The 24,635-nt window shown below is 75.0% G+C and carries 18 protein-coding genes and 1 pseudogene; 10 read left to right on the top strand and 9 right to left on the bottom strand.

The features are described from left to right. Nucleotides 1–14 precede the first annotated feature (14 nt). Both CNX65_RS26505 and CNX65_RS26500 read left to right on the top strand, forming a co-directional pair. Complete coding sequence (locus CNX65_RS26505; RefSeq protein WP_096496184.1) at nucleotides 15–3,095, top strand: AfsR/SARP family transcriptional regulator; 3,081 nt, start codon at nucleotides 15–17, stop codon at nucleotides 3,093–3,095. 179 nt (nucleotides 3,096–3,274) lie between these two features. Next, entirely contained in the window at nucleotides 3,275–3,676 is a 402-nt protein-coding gene (locus CNX65_RS26500; RefSeq protein WP_096496183.1) for a hypothetical protein, read from the top strand. Nucleotides 3,677–3,909: 233 nt separating this feature from the next. Here CNX65_RS26500 and CNX65_RS26495 read toward each other — a convergent pair whose 3' ends face one another. After that, nucleotides 3,910–5,184: a glycoside hydrolase family 16 protein gene (locus CNX65_RS26495; RefSeq protein ID WP_096496182.1), complete on the bottom strand. Its 1,275-nt coding sequence runs from the start codon at nucleotides 5,182–5,184 to the stop codon at nucleotides 3,910–3,912. Nucleotides 5,185–5,336: 152 nt separating this feature from the next. On the opposite strand from CNX65_RS26495, the gene paaZ reads away from it, so the two are divergent. Further along, complete coding sequence (gene paaZ / locus CNX65_RS26490; protein ID WP_096496181.1) at nucleotides 5,337–7,364, top strand: phenylacetic acid degradation bifunctional protein PaaZ; 2,028 nt, start codon at nucleotides 5,337–5,339, stop codon at nucleotides 7,362–7,364. Nucleotides 7,365–7,383: 19 nt separating this feature from the next. On the opposite strand, the gene CNX65_RS37475 is transcribed toward paaZ, so the two are convergent. Together CNX65_RS37475 and CNX65_RS37470 are read right to left on the bottom strand one after the other, a co-directional pair. Beyond that, complete coding sequence (locus CNX65_RS37475; protein WP_232520023.1) at nucleotides 7,384–7,851, bottom strand: MmyB family transcriptional regulator; 468 nt, start codon at nucleotides 7,849–7,851, stop codon at nucleotides 7,384–7,386. 145 nt (nucleotides 7,852–7,996) lie between these two features. Continuing rightward, a pseudogene (locus CNX65_RS37470) lies at nucleotides 7,997–8,197 on the bottom strand (helix-turn-helix domain-containing protein); the annotation flags it as partial. 107 nt (nucleotides 8,198–8,304) lie between these two features. Here CNX65_RS37470 and CNX65_RS26480 point away from each other — a divergent pair. Together CNX65_RS26480 and CNX65_RS37465 are read left to right on the top strand one after the other, a co-directional pair. Further along, complete coding sequence (locus CNX65_RS26480; RefSeq protein ID WP_232520022.1) at nucleotides 8,305–8,940, top strand: alpha/beta hydrolase; 636 nt, start codon at nucleotides 8,305–8,307, stop codon at nucleotides 8,938–8,940. Between the two features lie 84 nt (nucleotides 8,941–9,024). Beyond that, nucleotides 9,025–9,282, top strand: coding sequence for an alpha/beta hydrolase family protein (locus tag CNX65_RS37465; RefSeq protein WP_232520021.1), 258 nt, complete (start codon nucleotides 9,025–9,027; stop codon nucleotides 9,280–9,282). A gap of 49 nt (nucleotides 9,283–9,331) precedes the next feature. On the opposite strand, the gene CNX65_RS26475 is transcribed toward CNX65_RS37465, so the two are convergent. After that, complete coding sequence (locus CNX65_RS26475; protein ID WP_096496180.1) at nucleotides 9,332–10,321, bottom strand: phosphatidylinositol-specific phospholipase C domain-containing protein; 990 nt, start codon at nucleotides 10,319–10,321, stop codon at nucleotides 9,332–9,334. 195 nt (nucleotides 10,322–10,516) lie between these two features. On the opposite strand from CNX65_RS26475, the gene CNX65_RS26470 reads away from it, so the two are divergent. Next, a complete protein-coding gene (locus tag CNX65_RS26470; RefSeq protein WP_096496179.1) occupies nucleotides 10,517–11,356 on the top strand; it encodes an aldo/keto reductase in 840 nt (279 codons plus the stop codon). A 57-nt stretch (nucleotides 11,357–11,413) separates the two neighbouring features. Here CNX65_RS26470 and CNX65_RS26465 read toward each other — a convergent pair whose 3' ends face one another. The 5 genes from CNX65_RS26465 to CNX65_RS26445 form a co-directional block, all read right to left on the bottom strand. Beyond that, complete coding sequence (locus CNX65_RS26465) at nucleotides 11,414–12,061, bottom strand: MOSC domain-containing protein (protein ID WP_096496178.1); 648 nt, start codon at nucleotides 12,059–12,061, stop codon at nucleotides 11,414–11,416. A gap of 87 nt (nucleotides 12,062–12,148) precedes the next feature. Further along, nucleotides 12,149–15,046: an ATP-binding protein gene (locus CNX65_RS38040; RefSeq protein WP_096496177.1), complete on the bottom strand. Its 2,898-nt coding sequence runs from the start codon at nucleotides 15,044–15,046 to the stop codon at nucleotides 12,149–12,151. 1,246 nt (nucleotides 15,047–16,292) lie between these two features. After that, a complete protein-coding gene (locus tag CNX65_RS26455) occupies nucleotides 16,293–16,523 on the bottom strand; it encodes a hypothetical protein (RefSeq protein WP_096496176.1) in 231 nt (76 codons plus the stop codon). 52 nt (nucleotides 16,524–16,575) lie between these two features. Then, nucleotides 16,576–19,608 (bottom strand): type 2 lanthipeptide synthetase LanM family protein, encoded by a 3,033-nt coding sequence (locus CNX65_RS26450; protein WP_269770711.1) that lies wholly within the window; start codon nucleotides 19,606–19,608, stop codon nucleotides 16,576–16,578. Nucleotides 19,609–19,723: 115 nt separating this feature from the next. Next, nucleotides 19,724–20,317: a hypothetical protein gene (locus CNX65_RS26445; protein WP_096496174.1), complete on the bottom strand. Its 594-nt coding sequence runs from the start codon at nucleotides 20,315–20,317 to the stop codon at nucleotides 19,724–19,726. Nucleotides 20,318–20,398: 81 nt separating this feature from the next. Between CNX65_RS26445 and CNX65_RS26440 the strand changes: the two genes are divergently transcribed. The 4 genes from CNX65_RS26440 to CNX65_RS26425 all read left to right on the top strand — a co-directional run bounded on the left by CNX65_RS26440 (nucleotide 20,399) and on the right by CNX65_RS26425 (nucleotide 24,632). After that, complete coding sequence (locus tag CNX65_RS26440; RefSeq protein WP_096496173.1) at nucleotides 20,399–20,920, top strand: Clp protease/crotonase-like domain-containing protein; 522 nt, start codon at nucleotides 20,399–20,401, stop codon at nucleotides 20,918–20,920. A 606-nt stretch (nucleotides 20,921–21,526) separates the two neighbouring features. Continuing rightward, nucleotides 21,527–22,288: a DeoR/GlpR family DNA-binding transcription regulator gene (locus tag CNX65_RS26435; protein ID WP_015804016.1), complete on the top strand. Its 762-nt coding sequence runs from the start codon at nucleotides 21,527–21,529 to the stop codon at nucleotides 22,286–22,288. Nucleotides 22,289–22,369: 81 nt separating this feature from the next. Continuing rightward, nucleotides 22,370–23,713: an ABC transporter substrate-binding protein gene (locus CNX65_RS26430; RefSeq protein ID WP_096496172.1), complete on the top strand. Its 1,344-nt coding sequence runs from the start codon at nucleotides 22,370–22,372 to the stop codon at nucleotides 23,711–23,713. A gap of 34 nt (nucleotides 23,714–23,747) precedes the next feature. After that, nucleotides 23,748–24,632 carry a carbohydrate ABC transporter permease gene (locus tag CNX65_RS26425; protein ID WP_096496171.1) on the top strand — a complete coding sequence of 295 codons (885 nt, stop codon included), beginning with the start codon at nucleotides 23,748–23,750 and terminating at the stop codon, nucleotides 24,630–24,632. The last annotated feature ends 3 nt before the right edge of the window (nucleotides 24,633–24,635 follow it).

The following is a 24,635-nucleotide window of genomic DNA, read 5'->3' as shown; positions in this document are numbered from 1 at the left end:
GGGGAGGGGCACACATGCGCATCCGGCTGCTGGGGCCGGTCGCGGTCGGGACGGACGCCGTCCAGGCCGCGCTCGGCGGACCCAAGCCGAAGGCCCTGCTGGTGGCGCTCGCGCGCCAGGGCGGGCACGTCGTCGGCATCGACCGCCTGGTCGACCTGCTGTGGGGCGAGACACCACCCGCGTCCGGCACGGCGCTCGTGCACACCTACGTCTCCCAGCTGCGCCGCGCCCTCGCCAACGTCGGCCTGCCCGACGCCCTGCGCACCAGCTCGCCCGGCTACCGCTTCGTCACCGAGCCGGGCGACTGCGACGTGGACGTGTTCACCGCCGAGCACACCGCCGCCCGCGAGGCCGAGCGCTCCGGCGACCACGCCGCCGCGCACGCCGCGTACGGCCGCGCGCTGGCCCTGTGGCACGGCCCCGCGCTCGACGGCGTCGACGCGGACTTCGCGCTGGCGTGGGCGCAGGAGCTGGCCGAGCACCGGCTGGCCGCCCGCGACGGGCTCGCCAGGACGGCGCTGGCGCTGGGCCGCCCGCTGAGCGCGGCCGACGAGCTGCGCGGCCTGGTCGCCGAACACCCGCTGCGCGAGGAGAGCCGGGCGCTGCTGATGCGCGCGCTGGCCGAGTCGGGCAGGCAGGCCGACGCGCTGGAGGTCTACCGGGACGGCAGGCGGCACCTGCTGGACGAGCTGGGCATCGAACCCGGCCGGGGCCTGCGCGAGCTGCACACCGCGATCCTGGACGGCTCGCTGACCACCCCGGCCGCCGCCGTGCCGCGCACCGCCGCGCCCCCGGCCGCCCCGGCCGCCGCGACCGCGACCACCGCCCCGGCCCGCCCGCTCACCCGCACCCTGCCGCCCGACATCAACGACTTCACCGGCCGCGCCGACGAGCTGGCCGCCATCCTCGCCCTCGGCGCCACCGGCCCCGACCGCCCGGCCGCGCCCGTCGTGGTGGTGTCCGGCGCGGGCGGCACCGGCAAGTCCGCGCTGGCCGTGCACGCCGCGCACCTGCTGGCCGAGCACTACCCGGACGGCCAGCTGTTCACCGACCTGCGCGGCCACGGCGCCCCGCCCAGCGCCTCCACCGTGCTGGCCCGCTTCCTCGGCGCGCTCGGCGTGCCCGTGGAGGACCTGCCACCCGGCCTGGACGACCGCATCGCGCTCTACCGGCGGCACCTGACCGGCCGCCGCCTGGTGGTCGTGCTCGACAACGCCCGCACCGAGCAGCAGGTCCGCCCGCTGCTGCCCACCGAACCCGGCTGCCTGGTCCTGGTCACCAGCCGCGCCCGCCTCGCGGGCCTGGGCTCCGCCGTGGACCTGGAGGTGTTCGACGCCGGGTCGGCGGTGGAGATGCTGGGCCGGATCATCGGCCCGGACCGGGTCGCCTCCGCGCCCGACGCCGCCCGCCGCATCGCGACCCTGTGCGCCGGGGTGCCGCTGGCGATCCGGGCGGCGGGCGCGAAGCTGCTGGCCCGCCCGCACTGGCCGCTCAAGTCCCTGGCCACCCGGCTGTCCGACGAGCGGCGGCGGCTGGACGAGCTGACCGTCGGCGACCTGGCGATCCGGTCCTGCCTCGGCCTGAACTACGCCGAGCTGGACGAGCGCGGCAAGCACGCGTTCCACCTGCTGTGCCTGCTGGACCTGCCGGACTTCGGCTGGTGGGTGGCCGCCCCGCTGCTGGGCGTGGACACCGCGACCGCCGAGGACCTGGTGGAGAACCTGGTCGACCTGCGGCTGCTGGACGTGGCGGGCATCGACCCGATCGGCCGGGTCCGCTACCGCTTCCACGACCTGGTGCAGCTCTTCGGCGCGGAGCTGGCCGCCCAGCACGAGCCGCCCGGCGCCGCCACCGACGCGGTCGCCGCGTGCCTGGCCGCGTGGGCGGACCTGGCCGAGACCGGCGTCAAGGGCCTGCCGCGCGTCACGCTCAGCCCCCGCCTGCCCGCCGCCCCGACGGGCGCCCCGCGCACCGACCCCGAGCTGGTCGCCGAGGTCGAGGCCGACCCGGCCGGCTGGCTGGACGCCGAGACCGCCGCCGCCGTGCGCGCCGTCCACCGCGCCCACGAGCTGCGCGCCGACGCGGTGACCACGCTGCGCGTCGCGGTGCTGCTGTCCTCGGCGTTCGCCGCCCGCAACGAGTTCGAGGCCTGGCAGCGCACCCTGGGGGTCGCGCTGGCGCTGGCCGAGGAGAGCGGCGACCCGCGAGCCGGGGCCGTGGTCCTGGCCGGGCTGGGGCAGCTGCACGCCGAGCTGGACGAGTACGACGAGGCCCTCGCGCACTTCGAGCGGGCCCTGGAGCGGGCCGACGCGGCCGGGGACGACGCGGTGCGCGCGGTGTGCCTGGCGGGCATCGGCACCGCGCACCGCGAGCGCGGCAACCCCGAGCTGGCCGCCACCGCGCTGACCGCCGCCGCCGAGCTGGGCGCGGCGCTGGCCGACGACGCCGTGGTGGCCGCCGCCGAGTACGGCCTCGGCGCCCTGCGCCGCGACCTGGGCGACCTGGCGGGCGCGGCGGACCGGTTCGACCGGGCCGTGCGCCGCTACGCCGCGGCGGGCGACCGGCGCGGCGAGGCGCTGGCGCTGCGCGGGGTGGCGCTGTGCCACCGGGCGCGCGGCGAGCACCGGGTGTCCGCCGAGCTGTGCGAGCGGGCCGCCGAGGCGCTCGACGAGGTCGGCGACGCCCTCGGCGCGGCCTACGCCCGCCAGGCGTGGGCCAAGGCCGCCCTGCGCCTGCCCGGCGTCCCGACCGCCGACCTGGTGGCCTGCCTGGCCCGCTGCCTGGAGGTGTGCGAGCGCGGCAACGACCGGTTCGGCGTCGCCCTGGTCACCCGCACCACCGGCGAGCTGCACCTGTCCCGAGGCGACCTGGCAGGCGCCCGCGCGCACCTCACCGCAGCCCTGGCGGGCTGGACCGAACTGGGTTTGGACACCTGGCGCGCCCGCACCCTGCGCGACCTCGCCGCCGCCGACCCCGAGCACCAGGACGAGCACTGGGCGCTGGCCCGCGAACTCCTGAGCGGCACCGGGGCCCGCGAGGAGCGCGAACTCGCCGAGACCACCCCCGAGGGCTGGCGCGCCGCCGTCGTCCACTGACCCCTGGATCGGCACACCGACCTGCAGAAAACCTCCAGACCGCGCCCCGCCCGCCTCAAGCCGATCTGGAGGCCGGTGGAGCAGACTCCCCGTCGTCAGGCGAACGACGACAGGGGAGCGAGGGCACGCGCCAGATGACCACCGCACGAACTCCGCGCACGGCGGGCGGACCGGTCCCCGTGACCACGCGCGGCGGCATCGTCACCAGGGCCGAGGCCTGGCTGGACCCGCCGGTCCCGTTCAGCCGCACCAGGTTCCACCAGGACTCGCACGGCATCTACCGCACCGACGACTCCGGGTACGCCTCGATGGCGTGGGGCCTGCCGGGGATGCCGCCGGACCGCAACGGCGGACTGGACGGGGTCGGGCTGGCCGCGCTGGGCGTGCCCACCGAGGTCGCCGACCTGCTCGCGGGCGACCTGCTCGTGCACGGGGAGCGCGTGGCCGTCTTCCACGAGTGGGACGACGACCGGGCCCGGTGCTGGGTGTTCGAGCTGGCCCCGGACGCGGGGACCGTGCACCGCGCCACCGCGCTGACCCGCGACCACACCGCCAGGCGGCACCCCCGCCTGAGCCGGTGACAGCGCCCTTCCGACTGACCGGACGCCCTTCCGCTTGACCGGACGACCCCACCCGGCCGGTGACACACCCCCACCGGCCAGGTAGCCGCTCGCGCGCGGGGCAGGGGGGACCCCGCGCGCGAACGGGCCGGAAAAGCCGGGGAGGGGCGCGGTGTCCCGCGCCCCTCCCCGGTCTTGCTCCCCCTGGCCCGCAGGCGAGGCGCCTCCCGCTCGGCCGAGGCCGAGGACCGGGATCAGACGAAGGCGTTCCACTTCTGGTTCGCCGCGCCGGTGCAGGTCCACAGCTGGACCCGCGTGCCGTCGGCGCTGGTGTTGCCCTTGATGTCCAGGCACTTGTCGGCGTTGATGTTCACGACGTCGTTCGCGCCGCTGACCGCCCACTTCTGCGCCCCGGTGCCGTTGCAGTCCCAGAGCTGGATGACGGTGCCGTCGGCCTTGCCGCTGTTCGACACGTCCAGGCACTTGCCCAGCGCGCGGATCGAGCCGTCGGTGTAGAAGGTCCAGTTCTGCGCCGCGTTGCCGTTGCACGAGACGATCTGGATCGGGGTGCCGCTGGCGCTGTTGGCCCACGGCACGTCCAGGCACTTGCCGCCGAGCCCGGTGACCCGGCCGCTCTTGACCACGCCGGGGTTGGCGCCGCCACCGCCGCCGTTGCCACCGCTGGTGTCGGTGACCCGCACGTAGTCCACGAGCATCTGCTGCGGGAACTGGGTGCTGGCGTCCGGGTAGCCCGGCCACTCGCCGCCGACCGCGAGGTTCAGGATCACGAAGAACGGCTTGTCGAACACCCACCGGTTGCCGTTGACCGACGCCGGGGTGGTCTGGAAGAAGACGTTGCCGTCGACCAGCCACTTGATCGAGTTCGGGGCCCACTCCACCGCGAAGGTGTGGAAGCCGTCCGCGAAGTTCGGGCCGGTGTAGGAGCCGCCGACACCGCCGACGCCCGAGTAGCCGGGGCCGTGGATGGTGCCGTAGACCTTGTTCTGCTCGTGGCCCAGGAACTCCATGATGTCGATCTCGCCGCTGTTCGGCCACGGGTTCGAGCCGATGTCCTGGCCCAGCATCCAGAACGCGGGCCAGATGCCCTTGCCGCGCGGCAGCTTCATCCGCGCCTCGACCTTGCCGTACGTGGTCGTGAACTTGCCGGAGGTGTTGATCCGCGCCGAGGTGTACTGGCAGCGGCCGTACCAGCAGTTGTAGTTGCCGGGGTTCTCCTTCTTGGCCGTGATCACCAGGTTGCCCGACCCGTCGAGCGCGGCGTTGCCCGCTGAATCGGTGTAGTACTGGTGCTCGCGGTTGTTGCCGAAGTTGTCACCGGTCTCGGTGTTCCACTTCGACGAGTTGACCCGCTGGCCCGCGGAGCCGTCGAAGTTGTCCTCCCAGATGACCTTGTCCGCCTGGGCTGCCTGCTGGTACTGCGCGGGCTGCTGCGCCCCGATGGCCGTCAACGGCGCAGCCGCCAGACCCAGGGCGAGCGCCAGCGCGCCCACCGCTACTCGCTTCCGCATGAAACTCCTCTTCCACTTTGGCGGCGTTCGGGCAGAAGTTACCGAGCGGTTCCTTAAGGCGTCTTTAACAGCGGCGTTGGAGTTCCCAAAGCCCTAGTGTTCTTGGACATGCCGGTCGGCACCCCGGCCGGTCCGACGAGGAGGTCGCACCCATGCCCGTCCTGCGCAGCTACGTCTCCGGTCGATGGCACACCCCCACCACCGAGGGGGCGCCACTGCACGACGCGGTCACCGGCGAGGAGATCGCCCGCATCAGCTCCGACGGCGTGGACATGGGGGCCGCGCTGCGCCACGGGCGCGAGGTCGGCGGACCCGCGCTGCGGGAGCTGACCTTCCACCAGCGCGGGGCGCTGCTCAAGGCGCTGGCCTCGCACCTGCGCGAGCACCGCGACGAGCTCTACGAGCTGTCCGCCCGCACCGGCGCGACCCGCACCGACTCGGTGGTCGACGTGGACGGCGGCATCGGCGTGCTGTTCACCTACTCCGGCAAGGCCCGCCGCGAGCTGCCGAACGACCGGGTGCTGGTCGACGGCGCGGTGGAGCCGCTGGGCAAGGGCGGCACGTTCGCGGGCGTGCACATCGCCACCCCGCTGCGGGGCGTGGCCGTGCAGATCAACGCGTTCAACTTCCCCGTGTGGGGGCCGCTGGAGAAGTTCGCCCCCGCGTTCGTCGCGGGCGTGCCCACGCTGATCAAGCCCGCCTCACCCACCGCCTACCTCACCGAGCGGCTGGTCGAGCTGGTGCTCGGCTCCGGGCTGCTCCCCGAGGGCTCGCTGCAACTGGTGTGCGGCAGCGCCGGGGACCTGCTGGACCACCTCACCGAGCAGGACCTGGTCGGCTTCACCGGGTCCGCCGCCACCGCCGCGAGGCTGCGCACCCACCCCGCCGTGGTGCGCTCCTCGGTCCGGTTCACCGCCGAGGCGGACTCGCTCAACTGCTCCGTCCTCGGCCCCGACGCCGAGCCCGGCACCCCCGAGTTCGACCTGTTCGTCAAGCAGCTCGTGTCCGAGATGACCGTCAAGGCGGGCCAGAAGTGCACCGCGATCCGGCGCGCGCTGGTCCCCGAGCCGCTGCTCGACGCCGTCGCCGAGGCCGCGTCCGCCAGGCTCGGCCGCGTGGTGGTCGGCAACCCGGCCAGCAGCGGTGTGCGGATGGGCGCGCTCGCCAACCTGGAGCAGCGCGAGGAGGTCCGCAGGGCGCTGAAGTCGCTGGTGTCGGCCGGGCGGATCGTGCACGGCTCCCCGGACCGGGTGGACGTGGTCGACGCCGACCCGGAGCGCGGCGCGTTCCTGTCCCCGGTGCTGCTGACCGCCGACCCCGACCGGGCGCAGCCGCACGAGGTGGAGGCGTTCGGGCCGGTGTCCACGCTGCTGCCGTACCGGGACGCCGCGCACGCGGTGGAGCTGGCGGCGCGCGGCGCGGGCAGTCTCGTGGGGTCGGTCGTGTCGCACGACCCCGACTTCGTGCGCGAGGTCGTGCTCGGCGTCGCCCCCTGGCACGGCAGGCTCCTCGTGCTCGACCGGGACGACGCGGGCGAGTCCACCGGCCACGGCTCGCCGCTGCCGACCCTCGTGCACGGCGGCCCCGGCCGGGCGGGCGGCGGCGAGGAGCTGGGCGGGGTGCGCGGCGTGCTGCACCACCTGCAGCGCACCGCCGTGCAGGGCAGCCCCGATGTCCTGACCGCCGTCACCGGCCGCTGGACCACCGGGGCCAAGCGCACGGCGGGCGACGAGCACCCGTTCCGGAAGTCGTTGGCGCGCTTGAGGGTCGGCGACTCGATCACCGCCGGGCCGCGCTCGGTGACCCAGGCCGACGTGGAGCACTTCGCCGAGTTCACCGGTGACACGTTCTACGCGCACACCGACGACGAGGCGGCCGGGGCGAACCCGTTCTTCGGCGCGCGGGTGGCCCACGGCTACCTGGTGGTCTCGCTCGCCGCCGGGCTGTTCGTCTCCCCGGAGCCCGGTCCGGTGCTGGCCAACTACGGGCTGGAGAACCTGCGGTTCCTGACCCCGGTGTTCTTCGGCGACGAGCTGACCGTGACCCTGACGGCCAAGCAGATCACCCCGCGCGAGGACCAGGAGTACGGCGAGGTCCGGTGGGACGCGGACGTGGTGAACCAGAAGGGCGAGTCGGTGGCGAGGTACGACGTGCTCACGCTGGTGGCCAAGGAGGGCTGAGCCGGTGGGGCGCCCGCCGTCACGACGACGGGCGCCCCACGACCGCCCGCAGCCGCTCGTGCGCGGGCGAGCCCGGTTCGGCGGTCCAGGTGATCAGCTGCTGGTCCGGGTCGTCCGCGCAGGTCAGCGCGGACCAGTCCAGCGCCAGCTCGCCCACGAGCCGGTGCCGCAGCACCTTCGTCCCCGACCCGCGCACCGCCACGTGCTGGGCGCCCCACCACCGCCGGAAGTCCGCGTCCCGCGCCGACAGCTCGGCCACCAGCCCGGCCAGCGCCGGGTCCGCCGGGTGCCGCACCGCCTCCATCCGCAGCTGCGCCACGCCCTGCCGCGCCCAGTGCGGCCAGTCCGCGTACTGCGCCCGCAGCTCCGGGTCGAGGAACACCAGCCGCATGAAGTTGCGCTCCCGCACCGGGAACCGGCCGAAGTCGGTGAACAGCGCGGCGGCGGGCCCGTTCCACGCCAACACGTCCGAGCGCCTGCCCAGCACCACGGCGGGCGTGCCCGCCAGGTCGTCCAGCAGCCTGCGCAGCCACGGGTGCGCCCCGCGCGGGCACGGGGCCCGCCAGCGCGAACAGGTAGGCGCGGGCGGCGTCGTCCATCCGCAGCACCCGCGCCAGCACCTCCAGCACCGGGGTCGACGCGCGGCGGCGGCCCTGCTCCACGCGGGTGTAGTAGTCGGTGCTGATCGACGCCAGCAGCGCGACCTCCTCCCGCGGCAGCCCGGCCACCCGCCGACCCCGGCCCTCGGGCAGCCCGACCTCGGCCGGGCGCAGCCCCGCCCGGCGCGCCCGCAGGAGATCCCCCAGCTCCTCGCCTCCCACGCGCCCGAGCATCCCCTTGCCCGCGGGCGCGCGCGGGACGTGAAGGGGGGCCGGAACCGGCCCTGGTCCGGCGGGCGCGACCCGGTGACCCTGGGGGTGACGACGAGCGAGGAGCGGCAGTGCGGACGACGGTCACCTTCCCCAGCAACGACTTCACCATCGCGGGCGCCCTGTTCACCCCCGACGGGAGGCCGGACGGGCGCCTGCCCGGCGTGGTCGTCTCGCACCCCGGCGGCGGGGTCAAGGAGCAGAGCGCGAGCACCTACGCCGAGCGCCTGGCCCGCGAGGGCTTCGCCGCGCTGGTGTTCGACGCGGCCAGGCAGGGCGAGAGCACCGGCGAGCCGCGCGGCCTGGAGGACCCGTTCCAGCGGGCCGAGGACGTCAAGTCGGCGGTGACGTTCCTGAGCACCCGCGCCGAGGTCGACCCGGACCGGATCGGCGCGCTCGGGCTGTGCGCGTCCGGCGGGTACGTCCCGTACGCGGCGCAGACCGACCTGCGCGTGCGGGCCGTGGCCACGGTCAGCGCCGCCGACATGGGCGACGTGGTCCGGCGCGGCGTCGGGCGGACCCAGGAGCCTGCGGTGCTGCGCGAGGCGCTGCGGCCGGCGGGGGAGCTGCGCACCACCGAGGGGCGGGGCGAGCCGGTGCTGCGCGGGCCGTGGGCGCCGGACGAGTGGGCCGACGCGCCCCGTGACAGCCACGAGGGCGAGACGCACGAGTACTACCCGCGCTGCGCGGCAGTGCGAGACCACTGACCGGTTTGCTCCGGCTTTGAGCTGCGGCTCCGCCGGTTTGTTCTTTCGTCTGGCCGGCACCCCCGCGCGGACAACCTCCAGGTGGTGCGGGGCGTCGACCTGCTCGCCCAGTTCGACCCGTTCGCCCGGATCGACCTGCTCGCGCCCCGCCCGCTGCTGATGGTGATCGGCTCCGAGGCGGTGACCGGCCACCACAGCCGCGAGGCCGTCGAGCGCGCCGCCGGGCAGGCCGAGCTGGTCACCGTCGACGGGGCCACGCACATGTCGCTCTACGACCGCGACGAGCACGTCACCCCGGCCGTGGCGCGGATCAGCACGTTCCTCGCGGAGCACTTGGCCTGACGCCGCGCTCGCGGCGCGAGGGACGCCCCCGCGCCGCGAGCGGCCCTGGCTAGGCCGAGTACCCGACCACCGCCGGGTCGACCCAGTCGCTCGACACGATCGTCGCGCCCTTGCCCGCCAGCAGCCGCACCCTGGCCTGCGCGTCCGCGACCGACGGCGTGCGGCTGTCGATCGCCGGGGCGACCGAGTGCGCGTCCGTCATGACCACCAGGTAGTGCCCGCCCAGGTACGAGTCGCCGGGGTAGCTCGCGTACGCGCTCGCGCTCCCGTCGAACGCCACGAACCACGGGGCCCTCGCGCCGCCGCGCGCGCCCGTGCGCGGGTCGGTCTGCGAGGCGCCGTTGATCGCCGGGAACACCGTGGTGGAGCCGAGCGTCCCGGCCGCGTTCGCCGAGATCAGGTGGTCGGCCACCTCCAGGTCGGTGTGGTAGCTGTCGAACGGGTTGCCCGCCTCGAACGTGCCGGTCTCGGCCAGCAGCACGAACTTCCCGGCCAGCGCCGACCGCGACGGCCACGCGCCCGCCCGCGCCGCCGCGTCCAGCGTCGCGTGCGAGCCCTTCAGGTCGGACGGCCCGAACACCACGTCCCGGCCCAGGTTGTTCGCCACGACCTGGTCGAACTGGGGCGCGCCGAACCCGCCGCGGCCGTCGAAGCCGTTCTTGAACTCCAGCTTCAGCACCACCGGCGGGTGGTTCGGGTTGCGGTCGTGCCACAGCCGCACGTTCCGCAGGCACATCGCGAGGTTCTGGTCGCGCGCCCCGGTCCGCAGCTGCTCGTAGGTCGAGGCGTTCGCGCAGTTGTTGTTGCTGCCGGGGTCGTGGCTGACCTTGAAGTCGTTGGTGAACAGGAAGTTCGTCCAGACGTCGATCTCGACCAGGCCGGGTCGCTTGTCGAGCACGTCCACCAGGTAGGGGGCCGTGCCCTTCTCGTAGGAGTTGTGCACGCCGACGGCCGTCGCACCGGTCGCCGTGGCGGCGGACGCGGGCAGGGGGACGGCCACCAGCAGGAGCAGCACCACCGCCGTGATCAAGCGCTTCATCGCCGTTGATCTCCTCATCGGTACTGTGCAGGGCCCGTCCACCCTAGGAACACCGGGGCCGGTTCCGGGGGGTCCGCGCGGACGGCACTGCGGGACCCCCGTCCGAGGGGTCGCGGGGCTCGCGGGAACAGACCGGCCGCCCGCCGGGTTGAGCCGGGGGAGAAGGCGCACGGCGACGGAGGAACGAGGAACAGCGTGTCCGACACTTTCCTGCTCGGTGGAGACCTGCCCGTCAAGCGGCTCGGCTACGGCGCGATGCGCATCACCGGCAAGGGCATCTGGGGCCCACCGGCCGACCACGACGGCGCGATCGCGGTGCTGCGCAGGGCGGTCGAGCTGGGCGTGAACTTCATCGACACGGCGGACTCGTACGGCCCGCACGTCAGCGAGGAGCTGATCCGCGAGGCCCTGCACCCGTACCGCGAGGACCTCGTCGTCGCCACCAAGGGCGGCCTGCTGCGCACCGGGCCGGACGTGTGGCCGGTGCTGGGCAAGCCCGCCTACCTGCGGCACGCCCTGGAGGGCAGCCTGCGCAGGCTCGGCGTCGAGCGGATCGACCTGTACCAGCTGCACCGGGTCGACTCCGAGGTGCCGCTGGAGGACCAGGTCGGCGAGCTGCGGGCGCTCCAGCAGGAGGGCAAGATCCGGCACATCGGTCTGTCCGAAGTGGACGTCCCGACGCTGCAGAAGGCCCAGCAGGTGGCCGAGATCGTGAGCGTGCAGAACCTCTACAACCTGGCCACCCGGCACCACGAGGCCGTGCTGGACCACTGCACCGAGCACGGCATCGCGTTCATCCCGTGGTTCCCGGTCGCGACCGGCGAGCTGGCCCGCCCCGGCGGCGTGCTCGACCAGGCCGCCAAGGACCGCGGCGCGACCCCCGCGCAGCTCGCGCTCGCCTGGCTGCTGCGCCGCTCCCCGGTGGTGCTGCCGATCCCCGGCACGTCCTCGGTGGCGCACCTGGAGGAGAACACCGCCGCTTCGGACATCCGCCTCACCGACGCGGAGTTCGACGCGCTGACCGCCCTCGCCTGAGCCGCGGCGGGCGCGGGGCGGCGGTCACCGGACCACCGCCCCGCGCCCGCGCTCGTCTCAGCGCGCCCGCGCCACGCGCTTGGCGACCTTCTCGCGGACCTCCTCGGACAGCCCGGCCACCCCGACCAGCGACGGCAGCAGCTCCGGCTCCAGCTGGAGCGCCCGGAACACCACGGCCACCGTGATCGCGTGCCCCGGCCGCTCGACCACCTCGATCCCGTCCCCGGCGCGCACCGAACCCGGCTCCAGCACCCGGAGGTAGGCCCCCGGCAGCGCGCGGGCGGTGAACCGCTTGACCCACTGCGGCTCGTCCAGCACCAGCGCGAACGTCCGGCACGGGATGCGCGGCGCGGTGACCTCCAGCAGCGCCGTCCCCATCCGCCACCGCTCGCCCACCAGCGCGTCCGACACCGCCACGCCCTCGGTGGTCAGGTTCTCCCCGAACAGCCCGGCGGGCAGCTCGCGCCCCAGCTCCGCCTCCCACACCGCCAGCTCCTCGCGGGCGTAGGCGTACACCGCCTGGTCCGGCCCGCCGTGGTTGACCTTGTCGGAGATCTCGTCCCCGGCCACCCCGCTCATCCCGGCTCCGGGCGCCTCCAGCGCCACGGCCCCCTCGACGGGCCGCTTGCCGATCGCGGACTCGCCGATCCGCACGCCCTCGAACGGGACGCGAACCCCCGTGTTGACCGACAGCACTCGTGACATGAGCCAAGAAGGTAACCCACCCCCGAGCCGCCCAGCGCCCCGGTTTTCCCCGCCGGGACGCGCCGGTCACGCGCCGTCCGCGCCCCGTCACCCGACCAGCCCCGCCGCGAAGCTGCTCAGCCCCTCCCGGTCGCCCCGCCCGGTCTTGCTGAGCAGGCTGGCCACGTGCTTCTCCACGGTCCGGGGCGAGATGTGCAGCCGGTGCGCGATCGCCTTGTTCCCCAACCGCACCCCGACCAGCCGGAACACCTCGAACTCCCGCACCGTCACCCCCAGCGCCCGCAGCTCCCTCGGCACCAGGTCGCTGCCGCTGCGCCGCTGCTGCACCGGTGCCCCGGCCGCCCGCAGCAGCCCCCGGCACGCGCTGGCCACCGCCGACGACCCGGCCCCGTGGAACCGCTCCTCGGCCTCCCGCAACCACCCGACCGGCTCACCCCAGCCGTCCCGCACCGCGGCCTCCGCCGCCAGCCGCAGCCCCAGCCCGTCCGCCAGCGGGAACACCTCACCGGCCGCCCGCGCCGACGCGAACGCCGCCAGCGCCTCGTCCCCGCGCCCGGCCCGCCCCAGCAGCACCGCCAGCGCGTACCCGCCGAACACCCGGTTCCACCGCATCCCGCCGACCGCGCCCCCGACCACCTGGGCGCACGCGGCCAGGTCCACGCCCCCGTCCAGCGCCCCCAGCAGCAACCGCAGCCCGTGCGTGCCGGACAGGTGGAACGTGGACGGGCTCGCCAGCTCCAGCTCCTCGGCGACCGCCAGCTCCCGCGCCGCCAGCCCCCGGTCCTCCTCCAGCAGCGCGCAGAACGCCCTGGCCAGCCCGAAGCACAGCGGTCGCTCCTGCGCCCCCGCCCCGCCCACGGCGTCGAACCGCTCCAGCGCCGCCGCCATCTCCGCCCGCCGCCCCCGGTGCGCGGCGGCCGTGGCGCGGGTCATCAGCACGTAGCCCGCGATCCCCAGCAGCTGGAACCGCGCGGTGTCCTCCGCGCACCGCTCCACCAGCTCGTCCGCCTCCGCGTACCGGCCGCGCAGCACCGCGTCCAGCGCCAGGATCGCGTCCACGTTGCACGCCACGAAGATCGCCCCGACGCCGAGCGCCTCCGCCCGCGCCCTGAGCAGCCCGGAGACCGAGGCGTCCGCCAGCCACGCCAGCCCGGCCCGCCGCACCACCGCGTAGCTGCGCTGCACCGGCAGCCGGTGCTCCTCGGCGATGCGCTGCGCCGTCACGAAGTGCTCGGTCGCCTCGCCCACGTCCCGCTCGCGCGCCAGGATGCCCAGCAGCTGCCTGGCCTCGCAGCGCACCACCGGGTCCGGGCTGCGCTCGGCGGCCCGCAGCGCCAGCTCCCGCGCCCGCTCCACCCGGTCCGGTCCCGGCGACTGGAGCGCCAGCGACGCCGCCACCGAGTCCACCAGCGCCACCTCGGCCACCGGGCCGTCCGCGCCGAGCAGCGCGCGGGCCTCGTCGACCTGCGCGGCCCCCAGCTCCCACCGCCCGGCCAGGTACGCCACCCGCGCCAGCCGCGTGCACAGCCGCGCCCACCGCACCCGGTCCAGCCGGGGCCCCAGCTCGGCCAGCGGGCCGACCAGCGCGAACGCCCGCTCGAACTGCCCGGCCTCGCCGAGCGCGGGCAGCAGCGACTCCAGCACGTCCGCGCGCACCTCGGCGTCCAGCGGGCCGGACAGCAGCCGGTGCGCGTGGTCGAGCAGCCGGACCGCCGACCCGACCGCCCCGTCCGCGAGCGCCCGCCGTCCCGCCTCGGCCAGCAGGGCGCCCGCCTCGGCCTGCTCGCCCGCGTCCAGGCGCAGCGAGGCCACCAGCGGGCACCACTCGCCGGGCAGGCCGGGGTGCAGCGCCTCGACGGCGTCGGCGGCCCGCCGGGACAGCTCGGCCCGCTCACCGGGGGCGAGGCGGGCGAGCAGGGCCTCGGCGGTGAGCGGGTGCCGGAAGGCGTACCAGTCGGGCACCGGCTCGTCCGGGGTGACCAGCTGCGCGGCGACACCCGCGTGCAGGTGCCCGAGCAGCGCCCGGTCGTCCAGGCCGGTGATGCGGCGCAGGACGGTCAGCGAGAACCGGTGGCCGAGGACGGCGGCGGCGGACAGCAGCTCGCGCCCGCGCGGCCCGAGCCGGTCGGTGCGGTGCGCGATGGCCCGCACCAGCGCGGTGGGCACCCCGATCCGCAGCTCCCCGACCACCCGCCACCCGTCGGCGCCGGGCACGAGCAGGCCACCGCTGACCATGCCGTGCAGCATCTCCTCGACCACGAACGGGATGCCCGCGCTGTCGTTCCACAGCCGCTTGGCGACCTCGTCGGGCACCCGGTCGGGCGGGGTCTCCAGGCAGGAGGCGGCCATCTCGCGCACCTGCGGCTCGGTGAGCCTGCGGGGTTCGAGCAGCTCGCCGGACCCGCGCTGCGCGGCGGGCCGCAGCACGTCCAGGGCGGGGCTGGGCTCGGGCCGCGCGGTGACGAGCAGCAGCACCGGCGCCCCGGCGAGGTTGTCGACGAGGTAGTCGACGACGGCGAGCGTCTCCGCGTCCGCGTCGTGCAGGTCCTCCAGCACCAGCAGGCAGGGCCGCTCCCGCCCGGCCACCGCGAGCAACCGCAGCACCGCCTCGGCCAGCACGACCAGCGACCGCCCCTCGTCGGGCTCCCCGGCCCACTCGGGCACCAGCCTGCCGAGCGCCCCCTGGTAGGGCCCGAGCAGCGCGGGGTCGGGCCCGTCCCCGCCGCGCAGCAACGACATCAGCGCCTCGGTCAACGCCCGGAACGGCACGAGCGGCCCGATCGTGCTGCCGCGCCCGCGCAGCACCCGCATCCCCAGGTCGAACGCCCGCCCCGCGGCGACCCTGGCCAACCGGCTCTTCCCGATGCCCGCCTCGCCGACGAGGAACAGCGACCCCCCGTCCCCACCCAGGGCCCCGGCCAACGCCCGCTCCAACGCGGTGAGCTCCTCGCCGCGCCCGATCACCACCGGCGCGCGGGTCTGCATGAGGTGACCATAGCCAGCCGGGCGGGGGGACGGCGTGGGGTGAGCGGGGAGTGCGGGGGGAGGGAGGGGGTGCTTGGGCCGGTTGGGGGGCGGGGGGATGCGAACGGGGTGAGCTGGGTGGGGGAGGGGGTCGGGGGTGGGAGGCCGGGGTGGGTGAACGTTCACTGCCGAACGCTTGTTGTTGGAGATCCGCAGCGGGCAGGGCCGGGTCGCAGGGCCCAGGTCCGCTAGCTGAACTCGCCGCCCACCCATGCCCGCCGCTGGCAGCTACCGCCAAGCAGCCACCGCCAAGCAGCTACCGCCAGCAGCCACCCCCAAGCAGCTACCGCCAGCAGCCACCCCCAAGCAGCCACTGCCAAGCAGCTACCGCCTACGATCCGCAGCCTTTGCCCGCTTCCGCTTCCGCTTCCGCTTCCCGCTTCCCACACCGCGCCTGCCCCCGCCGCCCGCAGCTCCCGTCGCCGAGCCGGTTGAACGGACCGTTCAACCGGTGGTCCGCTCCGGGCTTGGGCCGGTGCTCCCAGGCGGCTTGTCGCGGTTGTCCCCGTGCCGCTGGTGAACGGTCCGTTCACCTACCGCCTTCCCATGCCACATCCCCCAGAGCAGCCCGGTGAATCCGGCGTCCTCCACCCCGCCGCAGGTCCACCCCGCTTCAAGTCCGCGCCGCCGCAGGCCCGCCCCGCCTCAAGTCCGCGCCATCCCAGATCCCCGCCACCCCAGATCCCCGCCATCCCAGGCTCCCGCCACTCCAAGCCCTCACCTCAGGTCCGCGCCGCCTCAGGTCCGCGCCACCCAGGTCCGCGCCGCCTCGGGTCCGCGCCACCCAGGTCCGCGCGGGGACGGGACACCAGCCCCGTCCCCGCGCGCCAACCCCGTCCCGCGGAACGGGCCGCGTCCCGTGCCCGTTCCGCGTGGACGTCCCGGCGCCTCCACCCGACGCGGCCCCACCCCGCCGCCCGAGCGGGCGGTGGACCGGTGGCCTCCACACCGGTCCCGCGCGCCCTCCCCGCCGGTGTCACCCGCGGGGCGCGCGCCGTGGTGGCGCCGCCGGGCCTGCTTCGCTGGGCAGGCCCTGTCGGGGGCGCCGGGCGTTGGGGCCCCGCCTCCACCGGTCGGGGCGGTGGAGGCGGGGCGGTCCAGGGGCGAGCGCTTCCCCTCGGAGCGCTCGCCGTGCGTTCCCGCACCACCGCGCGGCGACGGCGGGAAGCGGGAACGGCCTGCGGGGAACCGCCGACCGCCGCGCGGCCTACTGCATCCCCGGCGCGCTCACCGTCGTGTCCATCAACCCTGCCGCGACCACCGCCGCGCCGCCCACGGCCAGCGACAACCCCGCCAGCGCCCGCGTCCGCGCGCCCGCCCCCGCGCGCCGCCGCACCAGCATCCGCCCCGCCGGGTCCCCGTCCGCCGACCCGCCCCGAGCCCCGGCCGCGCTCCCGGCGCCGCCCGCAGCACTGACCCCAGCCCTGGCCTCGTTCATCGGTTCTCCTCAGTCCTGGTCCACCCCGGCACCCCGCCGGGACACCCGTCCGTCATCGGTCCTCCAGCAGCAGCGCGGACGGCACGCTCGTCGGGAAGCCCAGGCGCAGCAACCCGTACCCGATCCCCGCCAGCCCGGTCAGCAACCCGGCCGACGGCACCCCGCCCGGCGTCCCGCACCGCGCCCCGCCCTGCTCCAGCGCGCCGAGCAGCACCCCGGCCCGCCGGGTGCGGGTGGCCTCCGCGCGGTCGTGGCCGCGCTCGGCCAGCACCGCCACCGCCTCCACCACGCCCAGCTCGCCGTGGCACAGGCTCAGGTCGCGCAGCGGCTCGTGCACCGCCAGCGCGTTCAGGCACCGGTCGACGTGCAGCGTGTGCGCGTCCACCGCCTGCCCGACCTGCCCGGTGTGCGCGAGCAGCGCCCCGGACAGCCCCGAGCACCAGCTGTGGTCGGCCTCGCGCACGTCCACCAGCCGCTGCCGCAGCGCCCGGTCCGCCCGCAGCAGCGCCCGCCCGGCGACGGCGCACCGCTCGTCCCCGGCCGCGCGCGCGTACCGCAGCAGCGCCCACCCGACCCCGGCCCGCCCCCGCGCGAACCCGTCCCCGCGCACGTCGGCCACCAGCAACCGCTCGGCCAGCACCCGCGCCACCCGCAACGCCTCCGCGCCCACCGCGCCACCGGCCGTCCCGGCGACCGCGACCAGCGCCGCCACCCCACCGGCCCACCCCTCGACCACCCCGGCGACCCCGCCGTCGACGATCCCGCCGCCGATCCCGCCGCCGACGCCCACACCGCCCACAGCCGCAGACCCCCAGGACCCCCGCCCCGGACCGCCCCGGACCCGACCGCCCCGCGCCCGACCACCCCGCGCCCGGCCGCCCCGGTTCCCGCGCTCGACCTCCCACGGCTCGATCCCGGCCGCGATCCCCAGCACCCGGACCGCCGAGGCGAGCCACCCCGCGATCTCCGGGTCGTCCCCGAGCAGCCGCCCGACGCGCGCCAGGGCGTAGCAGATCCCACCCATCCCGTGGAACCCGCCGACCCCGACCGCCAGCGCCAGCTCCGGGTCCGCCTCGAACCGGGCGAGCAGCCCCGGCACCGGCGCGAGCGCCTCCCGCGCGGGCCCGGTGTACCGGGACGCCCCGGTCAGCGCCCCGACCTGCGCCAGGAACAGCGCCACCCCGGTGTACCCGTTCGACAGCCCCGCTCCCATCGGCGCGACCGCCCAGTGCCGGTCCTCGACCAGCTCCAACCCGATCCAGTTGACCCGGCCCCCGCCGAAACCGCCCCCGCCGCCCTCCACCAGGCTCCGCGCCAGCACCTCGTCCGCCACCCCGCACGCCGCCACCAGCAGCCGCCGCGGGTCCGGCACCGCGCTCCCCACCGAGGACCGCAGCGCCCCGCCCGTCCGGTGCGCGACCTCGGCCGGTCGGCAGGCCAGCGCCGCCGCGATCACCCACTCCTGGTCGTGCCGGTCCACCTCGTCCAGCCCGGCGATCTTCCGCTCCACCGCCGCCAGCACCGGCTCGTCCAGCACCCCCGGCAGCCGCTCGCCCACCGACGTCCACACGTCCACCGACTCCGGCCGCGTGGTGAACAGCGGCACGTCGCCCGCCCACAGGTCCGCCACCTCGTGCGGCACCAGCGCGCGCAGGGCCCGGTCGTCCCCGGACTCCTCCCGCAGCAGCTCCAGCGCCAGGTCCCGCTCCGGCGCCCGGCGCAGCGCGTCCGGGTGGGTCGACTCGTCCAGCAGCTCCGCGTACACCCGCGTCGACCGGGGCACGTACCGCACCGGCGCCCCCGCGAACCCCCGCACCCGCTCCAGCAGCTCCTCCCGCCACGAGCACAGCGCGTCGTACCCCAGCCGGAACCCGGCCAGCAGCGCCCCGGTGTGCTCGGCGGGCTCGGCGGGCCGCCCGCCCAGCACCGGCCGGTTCCCCGCCACCGCCACCGGCACCGGCCCGCGCGCCAGCCGCATCCGGTCGGTCCCCGCGTCCACCCACCGCACCCCGTCGCCGGGGTGGTCGCCCGCGTCCCCGCCGACCCCGCCGACGTCCTGCACCCCGTGCTCGCCCAGCAGCACGCTCGGCAGCACCGCCGTGCGCTGCACCGACCGGGCCAGCGCCCGCGCGGCCGGGTCGGCGGGCACGCCGGTGGTCGGCTGGAACAGCGTCTCCACGTCCACGAGCACCGGCTGGTCCCCGCACGCGATCAGGTTCTCGTAGTGCGCGTCGGTGGCGTCGACGGCGTGCAGCAGCGCGAGCAGCCCGCCGAGCCGGTGGTAGAACCGGTCGAGGTCGGTCACGTCGGCGCACGGCGCGCCCTCGGTGAAGGCGACCCAGCCGTAGCCGGGCCGCACCAGCACGGGCGGGACGCGCAGGTCGAGGCCGGTGCGCCCGCCGTACCAGGCGAGCAGGTCGGCGAACAGCGCGTGCTGCTCCACGGGCCGGGGCCGGTGCACGACCTTGCGCCCGTCGGCGAACGTCAGCACCGCCACCGCGCGCCCGCCGCCGTGCCGGTCGCCGCTGGTGGAGACGCCGACGAGCGGTCCGGGGTCGCGGCCACCCATCAGGGCCGCGACGAGCGCGACCCGGTCGTCGGCCAGGTGGTCGAGCACCTCGCGGTGGGCGCGCACGGCCTGCAGGCAGGTCTGGCCGAGCAGCCTGGCGAGCACCGGGTACTCGGCGAACAGCCTGGCGGGCCTGAGGTCCTCCACGAACGAGGCGAACCGGTCCCGCGAGGTCAGCCCGCGCAGCCGCCCGTCGAGCCGCCACCGGTGCAGCTCCACCACGAGGGTGCGGGCGGCGGTGCGGGCCAGGCGCAGGCCCAGGTCGCGGGCGAAGTCGTCGCGGAACCGCCGGTCCTGCGCGGTCGCGGCGCGCACCAGGGGGCGCAGCGCGAACGCGAACCCCTCCTCCCACGTGCCACCGGGGAAGCGGCCGGGCGGCACGTGCGCGCAGGCCCGCTCGGTGAACGCGGCCCACGCGGGTCTGCCGTGCGAGACCTGCTGCTCCCGGTGGACGGTCCGCACGCCAGCGGCCCACCAGGCGGTGGTGGGGGCGCGGCGGGTGGCTGAGGGTGGCACGCGGTCAACGTCGCACACGGCCGTGGTCCCCCACATGGGGGCCGCGCCCCCACTTTCCTCCCACGAGGGTGAGTGGACCGCAGTTTTGCGGAAGTCCCTGGTGGGGGCTCCCGCGCTACTTGCAGTTCTCGGCCTGCGCGGCGGCTTCCCGGTAGTCGGCGGGCAGCGAGGTCAGGTTGACCTTCTCGATGGCCTGGACCATGGTCGACATCGCCCCGGACATCGTGCCGAGCACGTCGGTCATCAGCTCGCTGGTCAGCTCGGGCGCCTCGTCCAGCCGCTTCTTCGCCCCGACGATCTTGTCCTTGGCCTCCTTGAGCGGCTTGAGCACGACCTCGACGGCCTGCTGCGTCCCGGCGTTCGGCGCGGGCAGCAGCTGCTCGTAGTCGTGGACGGCGACCTCCAGCACGCCTGCCAGCCTGCCCAGGGACCCGCTGATGCTCGCCTTCATCTCGGCGGGCGTCCCGGCGGGGGCCTCGGTGGTCCCGACGCTGCCCGAGGCGATCAGGTACTTGGCGACCCCGCAGAACCGGTCCACCCACTTGACCATCTCCAGCGGCATCCGCCCGGTCGAGGACGCGGGCGGCTGACCGCTCGCGCTGGTCCCCGCGGTCGACGCGGGCGTCGCGGAGACGGCGCTGCCGTCGACCCGCGAGGCGCAGCCGACGGTCAGCAGCAGTGCCAACGCGGTGAGCACGCACTTCTTCACCCGGCTTTTCTACCCCGACCTCACACGATCGGGGGGACGAACATGACAACTCGGGTCGTCCTCGGCCAGGATCGGCGTCTCATGGTGCTCACCCTCCACGTGCTCGACGGGGTCGCGGTCGTCCGCGCCGACCGGCCGCTGGAGTGCGAGCTGGGCCCGCTCCTGGAAGTGCTGCCGGTGGTGGCCTCGCGCGGGGCGGGCGTGCTGCACGGCTGCTTCCTGCCCGCCTCCGGGCCGCGCGAGGTGGCGCTGGCCCCCCGCCGCCAGGTCGCCGCGCAGCGCGCGCTGCTGGTCCGGGTGTGCGCCTCGCTCACCGCGTCCGGCATCCCGCTGATCGCCGCCGTCGACGGCCACGCGGGTGGCAGCGGGTGGGAGCTGGCCTCGGCCTGCGGGTCGCGGGTGCTGGCGGAGGAGGCGGTGGTCGTCGGCCTGACCGGCGGCCGGGTGCTGCACGGCCGGGCGCTCGACGCCCGCGCCGCCCTGCGGACCGGCCTGGTCGACCGGGTCGCCCCGGCCTGGCGGGTCGTGCTGGACGCCATCGAGCTGGCCGCCGAGCGCAGACGCCTCCCGACCCCCTCCCGCGCCTGCCGCACCACCGCGTGACCACTGGCGCGTCTGGACCACTGGCGCCCCGCCCACCCGTCGAACGCCACCCTGCGTGACCAGAACCCGGCCCAACCACCCCTCCTACCCATCCGCCGCGCCCCCGCAAACCCGGAATTCCTTCTGAACCGATTCGGGCACATCCGCGCCCCGCCCTGCCCGATCTCCACCCCGCCCTGCCCGCCTCCCCGCCCGCGAAGCCCAATCCCACCTGCCCGATGCCCGACCAAACCGCCCGACCCCACCCGCCGCGCACCCCCGTTCTCACCCTCGGTCCACCCGTCGAGACCAATCCGTGACCGAGCGGGCAGCTGTCCTGCGCCGGAACCGGGACCTCCGGCCCGCTCGGGGTGCGACCAACGCCCATGTCCACCACCCGAACGGGTGGGTGTTCCCGAACGGGCCACGGTCGGGCACCATTACCCCACCGAACGGGCAGGGTTAATCGATTTTCTGTGCGTTCGGGTACGACAACCGGACCCAACTCGGGCGAACTTCACTTCCCTGTGACGGTGGCCACCCCCTACAGAGGGTGTTAAACCTTTAGGGCGGCCCGAACGGGCAGTTGCATGGTCCGAGTGGGCAATCCAACGTGGGAGGTGTCCAGTGCGCGCTGACGAGCGCAAGAGGCGCATCCTGGCTCGCGCCCGCGCCGACGGCCGGGTCGACGTCGCGGAGATCGCGGCCGAGCTGGAGGTCGCGCAGGAGACCGTGCGCCGGGACCTGCGCCTGCTCGACGAGCACGGGCTGGTCCGCCGGACCCACGGCGGCGCCTTCCCGGTCGAGAGCGCGGGCTACGAGACGGGCCTGAAGTTCCGCTCCGCCTCGATGGTCCCGGAGAAGCGCCGCATCGCCCAGCTCGCCGCCGAGCGGCTGGGGGACGCGGAGACCGTGTTCGTCGACGAGGGCTACACCCCCCAGCTCGTCGCGGAGGCCCTGCCGACCGGCAGGCCCCTCACGGTCATCACGGCGTCGCTGCCCACGGCGGCGGCGCTCTCGGAGTCGCCCACCATCACCGTGCTGCTCCTGGGCGGCCGGGTGCGTGGCCGCACCATGGCCACGGTGGACCACTGGGCGACCAGGATGCTCTCGGAGATGGTCATCGACCTCGCCTACATCGGGGCCAACGGCATCTCCCGCGAGCACGGGCTCACCACCCCCGACCCCGCGGTCGGGGCGGTGAAGTCGCAAGCGCTGGCAGCCGCCCGCCGCCGGATCTTCGTCGGTGTCCACACGAAGTTCGGCGTGGCGAGCTTCCACAGGTTCGGCGCAGTGGCCGACCTGGAGGCGATCGTGACCGACTCGGTGCTCCCCTCGGGTGAGGCGCACCGGTACGCCCTGCTGGGCCCCAAGGTCGTCAGGGCCTAGCCGAAACACAAAACCGCCACCGAACCCGGCCCCGCCCGAAGGGGGCCCCGGTTCAGCACGCCCTCAGGAAGGCAAGAGACGATGAAGTCACTCCGATACGGCGGACTCGCCGCAGCCGTGCTCATGGCCACCGCTGCCTGCGCAGGCGCGGGCGGCGGCGGTGGCGGGAACGAGAACTCGATCAACGTTCTCATGGTCAACAACCCGCAGATGGAAGACCTCCAGAAGCTGACCGCGGACAACTTCACCAAGGACACGGGCATCACGGTGAACTTCACCGTCCTGCCCGAGAACGACGTCCGCGACAAGATCAGCCAGGACTTCTCCAGCCAGGCCGGGCAGTACGACGTCGCCACGATCTCCAACTACGAGACGCCGATCTACGCCAAGAACAACTGGCTGACCCCGCTCGACGAGTACGTCGCCAAGGACTCCGGCTTCGCCCAGGACGACGTCCTGGAGTCGGTGCGCCAGTCCCTGACCGCCGCCGACGGCAAGGTCTACGCCCAGCCGTTCTACGGCGAGTCCTCGTTCCTGATGTACCGCAAGGACATCATGGACGCCAAGGGCATCACCATGCCGGAGAAGCCCACCTGGCAGCAGGTCGCCGACATCGCCGCCCAGGTCGACGGCGCCGAGCCCGGCATGAAGGGCATCTGCCTGCGCGGCCAGCCCGGCTGGGGCCAGCTGATGGCGCCGCTCACCACGGTCGTCAACACCTTCGGCGGCACCTGGTTCACGAAGGACTGGCAGGCCCAGGTGAACTCCCCGGAGTTCAAGGAGGCCACCGACTTCTACGTCAACCTGGTCCGCGACCACGGTGAGAACGGCGCCCCGCAGGCCGGCTTCGCCGAGTGCCTGAACAACATGACCCAGGGCAAGGTCGCCATGTGGTACGACGCGACCTCCGCCGCAGGCCTCCTCGAAGGCGCCGACTCGCCGGTCAAGGGCAAGCTCGGCTTCGCCCAGGCCCCCGTGGTCAAGACCGACAGCTCCGGCTGGCTCTACACCTGGGCGTTCGGCATCCAGAAGGCCAGCAAGAAGGCCGACAACGCCTGGAAGTTCATCTCCTGGGCCTCCGGCAAGGGCTACGAGGAGCTCGCGGGCAAGTCCCTCGGCTGGTCGCGCGTCCCGGACGGCAAGCGCTCCTCCACCTACGAGCGCCCCGAGTACCTGGAGGCCAGCGGCACCTTCGCCAAGCAGGTCGAGGCGGCCATCTCCGGCACCAAGCCGAACGACCCCGGCGTGCAGCCCCGCCCGGCCCCCGGCATCCAGTTCGTCGGCATCCCGGAGTTCACCGACCTGGGCACCCAGGTCTCCCAGAAGATCAGCGCCGCGATCGCCGGCTCCACCACCGTCGAGCAGGCCCTGACCGAGAGCCAGGCGCTGGCCGAGACCGTGGCCGAGAAGAACCGGGGCAAGTGACCATGACGAACCCCGTCCCCACCGGGAGGGTGTCGTGAAGGGGGCGGCGCGCTGGGCACGACGCGCGCCGCTCCTCCCCGCCCTCATCTTCACCATCGTGGTGACCCAGCTGCCGTTCGTCGCCACGCTGGGCATCTCGCTGATGGAGTGGAACTCACTCGACCCCGAGAACCGGGGTTTCGCGGGCCTGGACAACTACGTCGCCGTGTTCACCGACTCGGGCCTGCGCTCCTCGGTGTGGACGACGATCGTCCTGACGGTCACCGTCGTGCTCGTCAGCCTCATCCTCGGACTGGGGCTCGCGCTCCTGCTGGACCGCAAGTTCTTCGGCCGCGGCGCCGTGCGCACCATGCTCATCGCGCCGTTCCTGGTCGTCCCCGTCGCCGCCGCCCTGCTGTGGAAGCACGCGCTCTACAACCCGGACTACGGCCTGTTCAACGGCCTGCTGAAGATGGTGTTCGGCGAGGACGGCCCGCACGTCGAGTGGATCAGCGACATGCCGCTGATCGCGGTCGAGGCCGCGCTGATCTGGCAGTGGACCCCGTTCATGATGCTGATCCTGCTCGCGGGCCTGCAGTCCCGCCCGCAGGACGCGGTCGAGGCCGCGCACATCGACGGCGCCAGCTCGTTCCAGGTTTTCCGCTACCTGACCCTGCCGCACCTGCGGCAGTACCTGGAGCTGGGCGGCCTGCTCGGGTCGATCTACATCGTGCAGAACTTCGACGCGGTGTTCACGATCACCTCGGGCGGCCTGGGCACGGCGAACCTGCCGTACTCGGTGTACCAGACCTTCTTCCAGGCGCACGACTACGGCCGGGCGTCCGCCGCCGGTGTGGTCGTTGTGGTCGGGTCGATCATCATCGCGACGTTCGCGCTGCGCGTCGTCTCGTCGCTGCTGCGTGAGGAGGCTCGCTCGTGAAGA

Source organism: Actinosynnema pretiosum (assembly GCF_002354875.1).
Classification (GTDB): Bacteria; Actinomycetota; Actinomycetes; order Mycobacteriales; family Pseudonocardiaceae; genus Actinosynnema; species Actinosynnema auranticum.
This window is presented reverse-complemented; position numbering and strand designations above follow the sequence as displayed.

What these genes read in the sequence shown, in the direction of transcription:
- CNX65_RS26505 (WP_096496184.1), top strand. Translation starts at nt 15, where the DNA reads ATGCGCATCCGGCTGCTGGGGCCGGTCGCGGTCGGGACGGACGCCGTC.
- CNX65_RS26495 (WP_096496182.1), bottom strand. Translation starts at nt 5,184, where the DNA reads ATGCGGAAGCGAGTAGCGGTGGGCGCGCTGGCGCTCGCCCTGGGTCTG.
- paaZ (WP_096496181.1), top strand. Translation starts at nt 5,337, where the DNA reads ATGCCCGTCCTGCGCAGCTACGTCTCCGGTCGATGGCACACCCCCACC.
- CNX65_RS26475 (WP_096496180.1), bottom strand. Translation starts at nt 10,321, where the DNA reads ATGAAGCGCTTGATCACGGCGGTGGTGCTGCTCCTGCTGGTGGCCGTC.
- CNX65_RS26465 (WP_096496178.1), bottom strand. Translation starts at nt 12,061, where the DNA reads ATGTCACGAGTGCTGTCGGTCAACACGGGGGTTCGCGTCCCGTTCGAG.
- CNX65_RS38040 (WP_096496177.1), bottom strand. Translation starts at nt 15,046, where the DNA reads ATGCAGACCCGCGCGCCGGTGGTGATCGGGCGCGGCGAGGAGCTCACC.
- CNX65_RS26455 (WP_096496176.1), bottom strand. Translation starts at nt 16,523, where the DNA reads ATGAACGAGGCCAGGGCTGGGGTCAGTGCTGCGGGCGGCGCCGGGAGC.
- CNX65_RS26440 (WP_096496173.1), top strand. Translation starts at nt 20,399, where the DNA reads ATGGTGCTCACCCTCCACGTGCTCGACGGGGTCGCGGTCGTCCGCGCC.
- CNX65_RS26430 (WP_096496172.1), top strand. Translation starts at nt 22,370, where the DNA reads ATGAAGTCACTCCGATACGGCGGACTCGCCGCAGCCGTGCTCATGGCC.